The organism is Natranaeroarchaeum aerophilus (assembly GCF_023638055.1).
In the GTDB taxonomy this organism is placed as follows: Archaea; Halobacteriota; Halobacteria; order Halobacteriales; family Natronoarchaeaceae; genus Natranaeroarchaeum; species Natranaeroarchaeum aerophilum.
The window spans coordinates 120,078-135,119 of sequence record NZ_JAKRVY010000006.1; the positions used below are offsets into that span (position 1 = coordinate 120,078).

Here is a 15,042-nt window from a genome sequence, read left to right on the forward strand (position 1 = left end):
TGTTAATAAATATTCCTCTTGTACAATCTAGATATAGACGATCCAGAGGGCTTCGATCGAATGATCGTCACCCGTCCCGCTTGCTTGCCGATCGTGCGTTAGTTCTCCACCGCCACCCCGAGGGTCACGGCACCGGAGAACCCGGTTCCTGATTCGACTGTCGCGTCCTCACCGAGGAGCATCAGCCGATCGAGGAAGCTCAGGCCGACACCGCCGATCCGTCGATCGAGGACGAACATGTCTACCGTATCGTCACGAACCATCGATCGGACGTGCTGACCGGTCCGTGGCCATAGTTGCGCACCGAGACCGTCGTCGGCGTTCGTGAGCGTTGTCGACAGTGCGTTCCGCTTCGTGCTTCGGAAGTCGTTCGAGCCGTGTTTCGTCACGCCGTCGGCCCACTGGACGTCGCGGTTTAACCGGGCGACGTCATCCTCCGGTCGCTCGCCAGTCGGGAACGCTCTCGCAGTCCCGTTCTCCCGTCCGATATGATCGTACGCGTCAGGGTACGTGCTCCAGTCCGCATCGCGCGTCCACGAGAGCGTCTCGTGATCCTCCGTCATCGAGAACACGATACCTGCTTCTTTGCTGTCTTGCTCCTCGGTGAGCGTGTACTCGTACTCCACGTGGATGCCCTCCTCAAGCGGGCGAAGGAGTACGGTACCGGTTGCAACGTCGTATTCGACTGTGATCTCGGCGGCCCCACCGCCTTCGACTACCTGTACGTCCTGTAGGGACCGTCCATCGAGCCGGTGTTCGAGGGCGTCACCGTAGTACGGCGGTGACTCGCCATCCTCGGAGGGCGTCATGCCGATATCGATCCCGTCGACGATCGGCTCCGGATCGTCCCCGTGCGTAATCTCGACGTGGCCGGTCTCTCGATCGATCGTGGCCGTGTAGTCGGCACCGTCGATAGTGATTGCGTTGGCAGTCCCGGAGACCGCGTCCGATCCCAGTTCTGTCGCCGGGGCGTCGACGCTCGCCTCGCGACGGGTGAACTCGAACGTGTTGACGGTGAACCCCCGTCGATCGTCGACTCGCAGTACCGCCTCCTCGGCCGATGAGACGGGGATCGTCACCGTGCCGGTCTCACCGGGAGCGATCTCGGGGTCGAGTTCGCCGCTGTCGTCGCCTGCCTGCCACTCGACGGTGTGTTCCGCGAGCGTCGAGAACTCACAGCGGTTCTCTACGTCGACGACGAGTTCGTCGTCGGACCAGTCGGTCGAGACGACCTGTACTGGTGAGTAGATCTTCGTGACGTGCCAGAGTTCGGGTCTGGGGCGTCTGAGGCCGTCCACCAGTCCCCACCGGTATTCGTCGGCTCCAACGATCTTGCCGTCTTCTACTCCCCTTGCTGGCTGGATCTGGTCGCCACCTGCCCAGATCGCCGCGCCGATGCAGGCGTCGACGTCCCGGACCTGTTCCCACGTCTTCTCGAAGACCGCTACCCAGGCGTCGCGTTCGCCAGGATCTGTTGCTAGCTCGTGACCGTTGTACGTGTAGGTGTGACCGAACTCCCCGAACAGGACTGGAATCTCAAACGCTGCAAAGTTCTGAACGCCGAATCCGGGCCGTGTCGCGGGGTAGTGGTGGTTCGCTACGTCGACGCCGAGATCCAGCGGATCCACGGTGTCGTCGGCGAAGTTCCACTGGTCGTAGTGGTAGATCACCGGTCGCGTGCCGTCCAGTTGATCGACCGTCGCTGCGGCGTCGTAGTGGCCCTCGATACCGCCCGGGTCCCCCTCGTTGCCGAGCGACCAGCAGAAGACGGAGGTGTGACTGCGATCGCGTTCGACCATCTCGGCGGTCTGCTGGACGATGAGGTCATCGTCGTACGGGTCGGCAGCGTCGAGCTGGAAGAACGGGGCCTCCACTTCCACAAACAATCCGAGCTCATCACAGGCGTCGAGCAGCGCCTCCGAGGGCGGGTGATGGGCTGTCCGAACGTAGTTGACGTTCGCCTCGCGGAGCAGCTTCATGTCCTGGTAGGTCTGCTCCGCCGGGACGGACTGGCCGTGATCCTCGTGGACTTCCTCCCAGTTGACGCCGCGAAGCGTGACTGGCTGGCCGTTGACGAGCAACTCGGTTCCCTCGACGTCAATCTCGCGGATCCCGACTCGTTGATCGACTGCGTGTTCTTCCCCGCCAGCGGAGATCGTGGCGTCGAGATCGTACAGCTCCGGATGGACGGGATCCCACGTCGTGTACTCCGAGAGTTCGAGTTCGACGACGTGCTGGAGTTCTTCACCGGGATCGATCAGATCAAGTTCTTCCTCGACCGATGCGGCGCGGTTGCCGTCCGGATCAGTGAGGTCGACGGTGAGGACGGCGTCGTCGACACTCACCTCCCCCTCGTTGGTCACCGTAGCGAGCACGCGGACAATAGCGTTGCCGTCCTCGTCCGGAAGTTCCGTCTCGACCTGACACGCCGAAAGGTGACAGTCCGGGACGGCAAAGAGCGTCACGTCCCGGGTGATGCCGCCCCGACCGGTACCCCAGCCCATATCGGTCGCGAGGGTCTCCTCGGCGACAGCAACGGTGATCGTGTTGCTCTCGCCGGTGTCAACGATTCCGGTGACGTCGAACTCGAAGGGGGTGTAGCCGCCGTCGTGCTCGCCCAGACGCTGGCCGTTGACCCATACCTCGCCGTGGGTGTAGACCGCACCGAAGCGGAGTTTGAGTCGGCTCCCGTCCCAGTCGTCATCAACTGCGAATTCGCGGCGATACCAGCCCCGTTCGTAGTCCGAGGGGCCGACGTCCTTCCAGCCGTCCTCACCGAGGTAGGAATCGACCTCGTACCCCTCGTGGGTCCACTCGGCGGGAACGCTGTGCGGGTTCCAGTTCCCGTCGAGTTGGTCGGGACCCTCTGCTGTTTCGGCAGTGAACTCCCAGATGCCGTTCAGTGACTGCCGGTCGCTCGGCCCGTCGGGTCGGGGTGTGGGCGTCATCTCGTCACCCGTACCGGTCGCCGAAGCGTTCCGATTGCAAGCGCGTCGACGATAGCACCCCCATACCAGGATAACACTGTTGAAGACCGGCTGCCCGGTATATTTCGTATGCGCATGATGTCGGGGAGTTGCCGATTGGTAATAAGGGTTCGCCTGCGGAGTGGAGCCGTCGAACTGAACGCTCTGTGACGTGCCAGGGGAATCGATAACACTGCCAAACGACGGGTCGAACGGATTCCTCCGTCGGTACCGCTTACGACTGTGACTCGTCGACCTTGACGTCGAGGCCAGTGACAGGACCATCCGCGATACTGAGGTCATAGGCCGGGACGGTCGCCTCGCCGAGCAGGAACTCGGCGTCCGCGGATGCGTCGATCTCGACGGACTCGCCGGTACCGTTCGTGACCCATGTCTTCCCGCCACGCTCGGTCACGCGGACGTTGTCCGGCAGCGGCTCTGAGAGTGCCTCGACGCCGGCTCTGTCGAGCAAGTCGTCGACGAGCCGATCCGTCAGGTCCTCATCGGGCCAGAGCCCGCAGTAGACCGCCGATCCGGCCCCGAACTCGTGTTCGGTGATCGCGGCCAGCCCGTCAGGCGAGCCTGCGGCATACGTCCCGACGACGGTTGCACTGTCGGGCGAGAGCCGCTCGTTCCAGGTGTGGTAGCCGTAAGTCTCCCCCCTGTACTCGACGACCTGTTCCTGTTTCGGGTGCTGGGCTTCGTGTTCGTCGACAGTCGTTCCGACGAGGTCGGCCAGCGGGCCGGGCGCAGACGCGTTCAGTAGCTTGTTGTGTCGGTCCTTGACGCCCGAGCGGAGCGTCAGGAGCAACTCGCCCCCGTCTTCGACGTACGATTCGAGCGCGTCCGCCCGCTCCTCGTTGATCAGGTAGAGCGTCGGTGCAACGACGGCGTCGTACTCGTCGAGCGCCGCGGTCGGCTCGACGACATCCACAGAGACGCCACGGCGCCGAAGCACGGCGTAGTAGCCGTGGAGGTGCTCCCAGTACTCGAAGTCCGGGGTGTTCGCCTGCTCGTCGACCGCCCAGAGGTTGTCGTACTCGTGAAGCACGGCGACCGACGACGAGACCTCACCAGGATCGGGGAGTCCCACCAGCTCGCTCGCGGCCTCGCTTGCACCCTCGTATCCACGCGCTTTGCTGCCGTCGGCGTCGAGCAGTCCGGCGTGATACTGCTCTTGCCCTTCGCGGCAGCGCCGCCAGCGGAAGTAGACGACCGATTCCGCACCATGGCTCATCGCGTGGTGAGCCCACAGTCGGACCGCACCCTCGGCGGGCTGGGGCGAGTACGGCGGCCAGTTGATGTCGCCCGGCTGCTGTTCCATCACCCAGAACGGCGCGTCGGCCGCCGAGCGGTAGAGATCGTGATTGAAGGAAACCCAGTCGAGATCGCCCACGAGTAGCTCGTCGGTCGAGGGGTCGCCGCGCTCCTGGGCGAAGCCGGTCGGGTACGAGTCCCACGACGCGAAGTCGAGCGACTCGCAGACGTCGTAGCTGTCGAGTTCGGGGTAGTGGTCCATGAAGTTGTGCGTGATGAACCAGTCGTCGTTGTGGTCGTTCAGCAGGTCGGCCTGCAGGGCGTTGAACTCGACCACGCTGTCGCTCGTAAAGCGTGCGTAATCGAGCAGGAGCGACGGATGGTGCCACGCTGCGGTGTGACGTGGCGGCTGGATCTGCTCGAAGCGGTCGTACTGCTGGCTCCAGAAGTCGGTCCCCCAGTTGTCGTTGAGCGCTTCGATGTCGCCGTGGCGGTCTTCGAGCCACTCGCTGAACGCGGCCGAACAGTCATTACAGTAACACCGGAGCGTGCCGTGACAGCCGAACTCGTTGTCGATCTGCCAGCCGACGACGCCGGGATGATCGGCGAAGTGTTCGCCGAGTTCGTCGACGATCCGGGCAGTTTCCAGCCGGTACGACTCCGAGTTGAAACAGTAGTGGCGGCGGCTTCCGAACTCCCGTTTCGTCCCGTCGTCCTCTTCCTGTAGAATGTCCGGGTGATCGTCGACGAGCCAGCGCGGTGGCGTCGCGGTCGGCGTACAGAGGACGACATCAATATCCTGCTCGTGCAGGTGATCGACGACCGTGTCGAGCCACTCGAAGTCGAACTCGTCACGCTCGGGCTCTAGCTGTGCCCACGCGAACTCCGACATCCTGACGTACTCGATTCCAGCTTCGACCATCTCCTCGACGTCCTGTTCCCAGCGCTCGCTCGGCCAGTGCTCGGGGAAGTAACAGACTCCTATCGACATGGTATGGTAGAGGCCGATCAGTCTCTTAAGTTCTCCGATCCTGCAGGTCCCGAGATAGGATTCCACAGATCTGGACGCCGGAATCGAGGCAACGCAGGGATCAATCTGTGAAGATCGAACGTGTACTCGACGGGGGCCAAGGCGGCGTATTTACTCGACATCGGGATTCACTGTCCAGTATACAACCCAAACGATTATGTAGTACAGGCCTCAATATGCGCACGAAGTATCAATGGCACTCAATAGACGAGCGGTTATTAAAGGAGCCAGCGGTATCGCAGCAGCAAGTATGCTCGCCGGTTGTATCGGGGGCGACGACGAACCATCCGGCGATGCGCTGATCTGGCACGAGCGGGAGGGGTCCGAACTCGACACGGTCGAGGATATCATCTCACAGTACAACGACGAGAACGAGGAAGGCTGGGAGGTCGCCGACGAAGCGCTGGGCGAACTCGGTGACCGGATCGAGACGGCAGTCGCCGCAGGTGAAGGACCGGAGCTCTACGACTGGGCACACGACTGGCTCGGTGACCACGTCGACCGAGGCTTCGTGTACGAAATAAGCGACGATCTGACGATCGACGTCGAAGAAGAGTTCGTCGACACCGGTGTCGACGCTATCAGGTACGAGGGCGGGACCTACGCCCTGCCGACCGGTGGCGAAGTGCCGACGCTGATGTACAACCGGAACTTGATCGACGAACCTCCGGAGACACTCGACGAGATGGAAGCCATCATGGAGGAGTTCCACAGCCCAGGTGATGGTGAGTATGGCTTCGCGATGGAGTTCAACGAGTACATGGTCACGTTCGCGAACCACGCCTTCGGAGGCTACTACTACGATCAGGAAGTCGGTGATACGGGACTCGACCAGCCCGAAATGTGGGACGGCATCGAGGTCGTCCGGGACGTCCTGTACGAGTACGCGCCTGCAGATCTGGAGTACGACCCGCAGTTCAGTACGTTCGACAACGGAAACGCACCGCTGATGATTAACGGTCCATGGGCCGTCAACGACTTTCAGGAGTCCGAGGATGTCGATCTCGGGGTCGCGCCGTTGCCGACGATCGACGGTAACGAGCCGCGACCGTACACGGGCGTTGACATGTACTACTTCGCGGACGCGAACGCCGAAGACGAGGACCGACGGGAGGTCGCAGTCGACTTCGCGGAGTGGATGACGACAAACGAGGACGTGCTTCTGCGTCTTGTCGAGGATCACAATTACATCCCGGTTCACCAGAACCTGGTTGGAAGCGACGAGCTACCGACCGAACTCGAAGCGTTCTCCGAGAGTTTCGAGATGGGGATTCCGATGCCAGCCGACACACAGATGAATCAGGTCTGGGAGCCAACATACGACGCACTGTCTGAAGTGCTGACCGGGGATGCCGACATCGAAGAGCGGTTCACGCAGGCAGCTGAAGATGTCCGCGACGCGTGGGAAGACATCTAACGAACGTTTTATATTCTTCCATGAGTTTTTCCAGTGAAAACGCCGACCGGTCCTGGGTAGCACAGCGTCTGCCCTCGAAAGATGATCAGGCGGGGCTGTTGGTCCTTCCCGGCTTGCTGACCTACGGGATCTTCATGCTCTACCCGATCATGTATCTGATCTTTCTGTCCTTTACCAACGCCGGTGGGGCAGAGGATCTCATTCGGGGCACGTACGATTTCGTTGCGCTCGATAACTACGGTCGACTCGTTCAGGACAGCCAGTTCTGGACCTCGATGGGCGTCACCTGGCTGTTCGTCTTCGTCAGTGTCGTCCTCAAGATCATCTTCAGCGTAGCGATGGCACTTGTGTTCACGCACGACCGCGTGCGTGGCAAGCGCTACATGCGCGCGCTGGCGATTATTCCGCTTGGCCTACCGCCGGTCTTTACGATCACCGTCTGGCGACAGATGTTCAGTCCGGCACGCTTTGGCATCGCTAACGAGGCCTATATCAATATTGCCGGCTTCCTTGGGCAGAACCCCGAGCCGATCGGCTGGTTCTTCAATCGCTGGATGGCGTTTGCCTCCTATGTGATTACGGAGCTGTGGCTGGCGTATGCGTTCATGCTGATCATTATCGTCAGCGCCCTCCAGGATGTCTCCGGCGAGCTGCACGATGCGGCGAAAGTCGACGGTGCGGGCTATCTGCATCGGTTCATCCACGTGACGCTGCCGGCGATCAAGCGGCCGGTCTGGTTCGCGTCGATTCTGACTGGGGCGACGTCGTTCCAGCAGTTCCTGGTGCCGTTTATTTTCAACAACGGTGGCCCGTCGCGGTACAACGAGTTCATCCTGCTGTACGGATACCGGGAGGCGTTCCAGTCGCCGCCGCGGATGGGGATCGGTGCAGCGATCATGGTGATCGCATTGATCTTCATCGGCATGTTCATGTGGATCAACGTCAGAAAAGGTAGACTCGCGGAGGGACTCTCGGACCAATGAGTATGAGCAAAAGCATCCTTGGTGATCTCAAGGATGACATCGTCCACGGGGCAAAGGCACCGATCCGCGCGGGTCGTGAAGTGATCGGTACGATCAGAGCGCTCCGGGATGGCCGGGCGTCCTATCGAGAGGTTGGGCTGACAGCGGGTGCGACGCTGGGTGCGATCGTGCTCCTGTTGATCATCCTGTTCCCGCTGTATTATATGATCAACGTGGCGCTGGCGGCGGGGACGGGCGCGGCGAGCCTGTACGAGGAGGGCTTTTTCGCGTCGCCGACGGAGTACAACCTGGCTGCGTTCGAGTGGCTGTGGTACGACTCCGGGTTTTTCTTCCGGCCCAACTATCAGGAGGCTCCGACTGTGGGTATGTGGGAAGCGTTTACCGGGTCGTTCCTGGCGAATAGCCTGCAGTTGGTGATCCCCACGGTGGTGTTCTCGATGATCCTGATCATCCCGGCTGCGTACGCGTTCTCGCGGCGTGAGTTCAAGGGGCGTAAACCGTTGCTGTACGGCTATGTGCTGTTGACGCAGGTGGGTGGTGGGATCTCGATCGCGGCGCTGATAGCGATCTACGTGGTGTTCAACCAGCTGGGGCTGTTGAACAGCTTTCTTGCTGTTTCGGCGCTGTACGCGGCGGGTGCGATTCCGTTCAACACGTGGTTGCTGAAGACGTTCATGGATAACATCCCGGAGTCGTATGAGGAGGCGGCGATCATGGATGGTGCGTCGCGGTGGCGTGTGATGTGGGAGATCGTGTTGCCGCTGTCGAAGCCGGGGCTGGCGGTGGTGTTGATCTTCGTGTTCCTGGCTGGGTGGAACGAGTTCATTCTGGTCCAGATCCTGCTGAGTGCGGATAATCATCCGCTGTCGGTTGGTCTGTATCGGCTGATTGACGAGTTCAGTACGCCGTGGGGTCAGTTCTCGGCGTTCGCGCTGGTGTATGCGTTGCCGGTGGCGCTGATTTACTTCTTCAGTCAGCGCTACGTCGAGAGCGGGCTGTCCTTCGGCGGCATGGAAGGATAGCTGGCCCCATATTTTCGGTGGGAAACCACAACGACAATGATGCTACGGTGACAACTCTATATCACCATGACCCAGCCACACGTCCTGCTTGTCGGCGAAACCCGTTTTCCCTTCCACTCGCTCGACGAGATGGGACCACACATCGAGGACGCGCTCGGCGAAACGACAGTCATCACCAGCACGACGGACAGGTCTGCGCTGACCGATCTCTCGGCGTACGACATCGTCGTCGATTATCTCACGGATAGCGCGCTCACCGACGAGCAGCGCGCTGGTCTGTTTTCCTTTATCGAGTCCGGCGGCGGCTACCTCGGCCTCCACTGCGCCGCAGACCTCACGAGCCAGCCGGACGGCGACGGGAGTGTCACTCCACGCGAGGAGCCCCTGCCCGAGTTGCGAGCGTTCCTCGGCGGGCACTTTCTCGGCCACCCCGAGCAGGCCGAGTTCGGCGTCGAGATCGTCGAGCGGGAGCATCCGATCATCGACGGCGTTTCGGACTTTCGCGTGTTCGACGAGCCGTACAAACTCGCTCACGACGAGGATGTCGAGGTGCTCGCCTGGATGGATCACGAGGAGCTCGACCGGTACCCGGTCGTCTGGACGAAGACCCACGGCGCGGGACGCATCTGTTACGCCTCGCTGGGCCACACGCCCGAAGCCCTCGAACAGCCATCGTATCGGCGATTGCTCCGAAACGCGGTCGGATGGCTGGCCGAGCAGTAGGGGATATCAAAATCTATTTTTAGCTGCGGATACTGTTACCGTCTGGCAGACTACATCTGCCGACCGTTCGTCAGTCCACGACAGGGTATCCATATCCACTCACGGGATCACTCCCGACTACCCCTGTTGACCAGTACTCCATCCTGCCGAGTAGCTACTCGGTGCGTAGCTGGCTGTCTGTCGCTCGCAATCTCTGTTCACTATCAGGGAACAACATTCTAGTAGACGTATATTGCCGAAAGCGAGCGATCTGGGCGCTGTAGTCCAGCAATAGCTCCTGTACAGATCTATAGTTAACAATAATTATAATTATTTTCACCTCTGTCATTCACTATCGGTGAACAATGTGTGAGTCAGTACCATTACCGCCGGTCGGACGTGCGGATCGATAGTTCCTATTTATACTCGCGGTCAGGAGAACACAGTGGACCCGGAGGTACCGTGATCTATCCCGTATTGTTCTCTATTGATGAACAACCGCCGATAATGCCTTACACCCATACGATTGTAAACTTCGGCAACACCCCATTCGTGGCGCTACTCACGGCCACCTTTTCCATCTCGGTGCTGCCACTTTGTTCGCGGATTACGCGCAGTCCCCAGTCGATCCACACAGCCTGTACACCAGCATGTCGATTCAGTAGTCGTGTCGATCGCTCGGATAGCGCTTCGGCGCGCGCTGGCGAGTCGTCTATGACGAGCCAGCGCCGTGCGAGGGATGACGAGCGAGTCCTGCGAGCGAGGAATCGGCTGGGGAGGGTGTGGCTGCGGTGGGAGGGATCGAAAGGGGCCGTGGCGGTCGGGGAGTCCGCAGCCAGTAGCACCGCAACGTATGTGAGGAGCGCACGGCTGCAGACGACCCGAGCGCCGCGGGGGCTTTCTGGCTGTAGTGTGACCAACTGAGTCCGACCCGAGCGCCGCGGGGGCTTTCTGGCTGTAGTGTGACCAACTGAGCCCGACCCGAGCGCCGCGGGGGCTTTCTGGCTGTAGTGTGTCCAACTGAGTCCGACCCGAGCGCCACGGGGGCTTTCTGGTTGCTGATGTCCCGCTCGGCTACTCACTCGCTATTCGCGGACCCTACTCTCCCACAGCCTCCTCGACAACCTGCGACCACCTTTTTCCACCTGGGTGCCCCCGCGGTGCTCCTCCACCACTCGGCGCAAAAACGTGTCTTGCTGAGCGAAGCGAAGCAAGGCTCGGAAGACGAGTCTTCCGGTGGGCGAAAAAGGCCGCGGCCTCACAGGATTCGGCCGCGGATACTATTCTCCCACAGCCTCCTCGACAATCTCGATCTCCTCGTCCGTCAACCCGTACAGTTCATACACGATCTCGTCGATCAACTCGTCAGTCTTCTCGATCTTCTCTTCCAGTTCCTCGGCGCGCGCTTTCGTCTCGATGTAGCTCTCCAGCCCGGCCTCCACGTCCGCCACCCGCGGCAGGGTCAGCGAGCGCAAGCGGTCCACCAGCGAGTTGGTCTTCGTCGCGGTCTCGCGAAAGCCCGCGAAGCCGCCGGCCTCGTCGACGGCCATCGGCACGAACTGCTCGATCAGGTCCGCTTCCAGTTCTGTGAGGTCGGTGATCCGCAACGCGGCCATCGGGTGCGTCTCGGTGTAGCCCCACTGGTCGGTCTCGTGGTCGTCCTCGTCGTCCGGTTTGTACCGCGCCGTCAGCCGAATCTCGACAGTCGACTCGGACTCCCGCCTGACGCTCGCCTCGCCGACGCGCAGGTTCGGGCGCTCCGCCGCGGTCTGCTGGAGGATCGAGTCCGCCGCGCCCTTCGGGGGCTGGGTCAGCCCGACGTCCGCGAGCGTCTGGCCGTCCTCGTAGGTGCCGAGGTGGTCGCGCAGGGAGAGGTTGAGGTCCGATTTTTGTTCTGAAAGGTGCACCATCTTGGTAGATTGTTCTTTAATAACTTCATGTGTGATCCGTGTCGGAGAACCAAGTTTATCGAAGTTCGAAAGAATGTCGCTCGCTGGTTCCTTGGATATTTGTTGTTCAATTTGCTCAATCTGGCTTGCTTCAATTTCTCCAGAGTCTATGGGATCAATTATAGGGAGTTGACCCACATACTGCGTTTGGAATCGATAATATCCTCCAGACAGTTTGGGACTTATCATTGTGAACATAAATCTAAGGACGTTAGAGTTAAACAACCCACAAACGTACTTTTCATCCATTTCTACTCCATTTTTAAGTACTGCTCCGTATGCAGTATTGAGAACTAATATCTCACCAGTCGAATCGAAAGTCGCACGTGGTTCCGGTGAAATGTCTGGGAAAAGTAATTTTGAGTCAAGAAGATTCTCGCTTGTATAAGGATATTCAAACCACTCCTTGCCCATCTCCATCACGGTTTTTTCATAGAATAAGCGGTCTCGAAGTTCTTCTTCATAAGCTGTAAGATGCTCAGATGCCAACGGATATTCCTCCAATTCGATTACTTTAATTTCTCCGCCCTCAATTTGTTTATAAGGATACAGTATGTACTTATCAATTTGTGGGTGTGAGTAGCGTTTTATATCGCCACCGTCAAGAACTGGTCGTAGCAACTCATTTTCTACCGGTATCTGCTCGATCGGCTTCTCAAAGACATAAGCTTCCTTGAAATTTGTTTTCACCCCTGTCGATATATCTTCTGTAATCTTCGATAGTCTGACGAAATCTGCATTTTCAATCTTGTCTACGACCCCTTGCTGTTCAGCTGTTGGGAAAATCCAGGTTTTACCCGAATCTAGCTTATCAACTGATATTTTATTCCGGCTTTTATTGGATCCTAGGAACTCAGATACTTCTTTCGGAGTAGCGTCATCCATATGAACATAATCGAATTCTTGTATTTCACTGTTAGTAGTCAATAAAATCAGGGGATAGGTAGTTGTCCCAGCGAAGATATTTGCATCTTCAAAATCAAATAGTGATTTGACATTAGTGTCTTTTTCCAATATCTTTTTTATTCCTTTTCCATATTCGCTTGACAAGAACCTGTTTTGAATAATAAAACCAAACTCTCCTGACCCTTTTGGAAGAAGATTTAATGCACGTTCAACAAATACGACATATAAATCATACTTTCCTTTTGCTGATCCAAACTGATCTCGCTGATATTGCCGGTCTAGATCGGATATTTTCTGAAAGTCCATCCATGGCGGATTCCCAACAACCGCATCAAACCCACTATCCTCAGCCTTCTCCCCACCAGCCCCAAAGAAGACCTCCGGATACTCAAGCTCCCAGTGGAAAAAGCCCTCCTCGGCGGCCATCGCCTGCGCCGACGTGAACCAGTCCTCACCCTCGATCTCGGCCCAGTCGTCGGCGTCCTCGATGGCTCCGGCCATCTCCTCGTACGCGCCCTCCGGCACATCCAGCCCGAACTGCTCGGCGGTGTGGACGTTCGCCAGCGCGAACAGGCGCTGGTACAGATCGTCCTCGCGGATCTCCGCGTACAGCTCCTCCATGTCCTTGATATCATCGAGCGTTGTATTCTCGATATCCAATAGATCCTGCATCAGCTCCATGACGTGTTCGAGGGTTTGCTGGCGCACGCGGGCCAGCGCCTGGGTGAGGGTGAGCTGGCCGCCCTCCGATTCGGTGTCGTCGGCCAGCACCTCGGTGACGTCCGAGCCGACCAGCGAGTTGCCCGCCTTGAGGTGGTGATCGAGGAAGGCCAGCGGCTGGTCCTCGGCGAGCGTTTCGAGCCACATCGAGAGCTTGGCCAGCTCGACCGCCATGCCGTTGATGTCGACGCCGTAGATGCACTCCTTGGCGATATCGCGGCGGATCTCCTGCTCGTCGTAGCTCTGGATCTCCTGCTCGCGGACCACGTGCATCACCTGCTCGGTGAGATAGCCCGTGGCCTTGGTGAGGAAGTGGCCCGACCCCATGGCGGGATCGAGCACCTTGAGATCGAGGACGCGCCGCCAGTACCGGGCAAAGTACTCGCGGTCGCCCGGCTCCAGTCCATCGGCGCGAAGCTCCTCGTCGATTTCCGCAAGCAGGGGGTCGATCGTCTCCTCGACGATGTACGCGACGACGTAATCGGGGGTGTAGTACGCGCCGGTGGCCTTGCGCTCGCCGTCGTCGTTGACCACGTAGAGGCTTCCCCGGTCGACGGTTTCGACGGCATCGGCGACGCTGACCTCGGTGGCGGGTTGCCAGACCTGCCCGCCGTCCGATGCGACCGCGGCCATCTCCGCGTCGGCGATGCGAAACTCGTGTTCGAGCAGGCCCTCGTAGATCGTCCCCAGATGGCGCGTATCGAGGTCGGCGTAGTCCGCCAGCACGAAGGAGCCGTCGTCGGCCTCCGTGGTGCCGAGGCGGTAGATCACCTCCGCGATGTACCGATCCGCGACCTGATTGTCGGCGAGGAACTCGTGGGTCTCCTCGTCGAAGAGGCCGCCGTTGTACGGCGGGATGCCGAGCGACTTCTCGCCGGAGTCCACGAGGCGAAAGAGATCCTGCAGGCGCGACCACATGGTGGTCGAGTGCTCGCTGTAGTCCTCGAAATCGCCGCCCGCGTCGATCTCCTCGTGGATCTCGAATCGCAACTGGTCGAGGCTAAAGTGCTCCTCGTACTCGGCCTCCGAAGCGGGGTCGTCGGGGTGGATCAGCCCACGTGACTCGGCGTAGAGGACGAACATCAGACGATAGAGCAAGACGAGGGACTGCTCTTTGAGTTCCGCGCGGGCGGCCGCGTCGTCGGGGTCAATCCCCAGATCGTTGGTCTCGACGAACCCCTCGCCGAGCACGCGCAGGGCGGTGAAGACGTTGTCCTGTAAGTCCTCGCCGAGTTCCTGTGCGGCCGTCTCGGACTCCGACCAGACGGTATCGAGGAAGGTCGTGCCCGAGACCTCGCGGAAGGCCGCGGGGCGAAAGAAGAGATAGAAGTACTTGAACGCCTCCAGATCGCCGCGTTCGAGCAACTCGGGCAGGTCGACCTCGTAGTACGTTTCGGTGGCGTAGTCTTTGGTGCCGTACAGCCGCCACTTGCGCCCATCCGTCAGGACGCCCCAGCGCAGATCTTCTGGCGTGTGATCCAGATAGTACTTGGTCTGGTGGGAAGCGTCACGATAGGATCGTTGCTCGGCAAAGCGCTCGGTGAAGTCGGCGTTCCACTGCTTGGCTTCGAGCACCGCGCTCGCGAGGTTGTACATCGCCTGACTATCGCCCGATTTCTTCTTCAGGGACGCGCCGCGGCGCGCGTCCGCGGACTCGAACAGCAGGCGGTCGTTGTAGCCACTGCCATCGGGCAACGTGGTTTCCGAAAGCGTCCCGAACCCGAGCACGTCGAGCACTTCGTCGATCCAGCTCCCCAGTAGCTCGTCTTCCTTGTACGAGCTGACGAGGTCGCGTTCGTGCTCCCAGAGCTCCTGTAGCTCCGTAAAGACCGCCTCGGCCTCCTCGTCGCAGTCCCATGCATCCAGATCCTCGACACGCTCGTCCAGATAGTAGCCCGAAAACAGGTTCGAGTTCCGGTACGCCGTTGCCGAGAGCGTCGCCTGACTCATTACCTCGCACAACTGGACGCCCCGAGTATCAATGTGGGGGTCTTGACAGTTGCCCCCTACCCAATTGTCATTCGATATCACGATATGTTACATTGTACACAATGTTACACTTTCTCCCGAGGGAGGGGGAGAACGCGAAG

General features: G+C 59.7%; 7 protein-coding genes. 4 read left to right on the forward strand and 3 right to left on the reverse strand.

Annotated features, from left to right (window positions below):
• Positions 1 to 98: 98 nt before the first annotated feature.
• Both AArcSt11_RS11560 and AArcSt11_RS11565 read right to left on the reverse strand, forming a co-directional pair.
• Positions 99 to 2,948, reverse strand: a complete 2,850-nt coding sequence (locus AArcSt11_RS11560) for a glycoside hydrolase family 2 protein (protein WP_250597218.1) — start codon at positions 2,946 to 2,948, stop codon at positions 99 to 101.
• 253 nt (positions 2,949 to 3,201) lie between these two features.
• Entirely contained in the window at positions 3,202 to 5,214 is a 2,013-nt protein-coding gene (locus tag AArcSt11_RS11565; RefSeq protein ID WP_250597220.1) for a beta-galactosidase, read from the reverse strand.
• Between the two features lie 232 nt (positions 5,215 to 5,446).
• On the opposite strand from AArcSt11_RS11565, the gene AArcSt11_RS11570 reads away from it, so the two are divergent.
• From AArcSt11_RS11570 to AArcSt11_RS11585, 4 genes are all read left to right on the forward strand, one after another.
• Positions 5,447 to 6,670: an extracellular solute-binding protein gene (locus AArcSt11_RS11570; RefSeq protein WP_250597222.1), complete on the forward strand. Its 1,224-nt coding sequence runs from the start codon at positions 5,447 to 5,449 to the stop codon at positions 6,668 to 6,670.
• 20 nt (positions 6,671 to 6,690) lie between these two features.
• On the forward strand, positions 6,691 to 7,653 hold the full coding sequence (locus tag AArcSt11_RS11575) for a carbohydrate ABC transporter permease (RefSeq protein WP_250597224.1): 963 nt from the start codon (positions 6,691 to 6,693) through the stop codon (positions 7,651 to 7,653).
• Complete coding sequence (locus tag AArcSt11_RS11580; RefSeq protein ID WP_353617762.1) at positions 7,650 to 8,675, forward strand: sugar ABC transporter permease; 1,026 nt, start codon at positions 7,650 to 7,652, stop codon at positions 8,673 to 8,675. Before AArcSt11_RS11575 ends, AArcSt11_RS11580 begins: the two co-directional genes overlap by 4 nt.
• 66 nt (positions 8,676 to 8,741) lie before the next feature.
• Entirely contained in the window at positions 8,742 to 9,398 is a 657-nt protein-coding gene (locus tag AArcSt11_RS11585) for a ThuA domain-containing protein (RefSeq protein ID WP_250597226.1), read from the forward strand.
• 1,259 nt (positions 9,399 to 10,657) lie between these two features.
• On the opposite strand, the gene AArcSt11_RS11590 is transcribed toward AArcSt11_RS11585, so the two are convergent.
• Positions 10,658 to 14,902: an Eco57I restriction-modification methylase domain-containing protein gene (locus tag AArcSt11_RS11590; RefSeq protein WP_250597227.1), complete on the reverse strand. Its 4,245-nt coding sequence runs from the start codon at positions 14,900 to 14,902 to the stop codon at positions 10,658 to 10,660.
• Positions 14,903 to 15,042 lie beyond the last annotated feature (140 nt).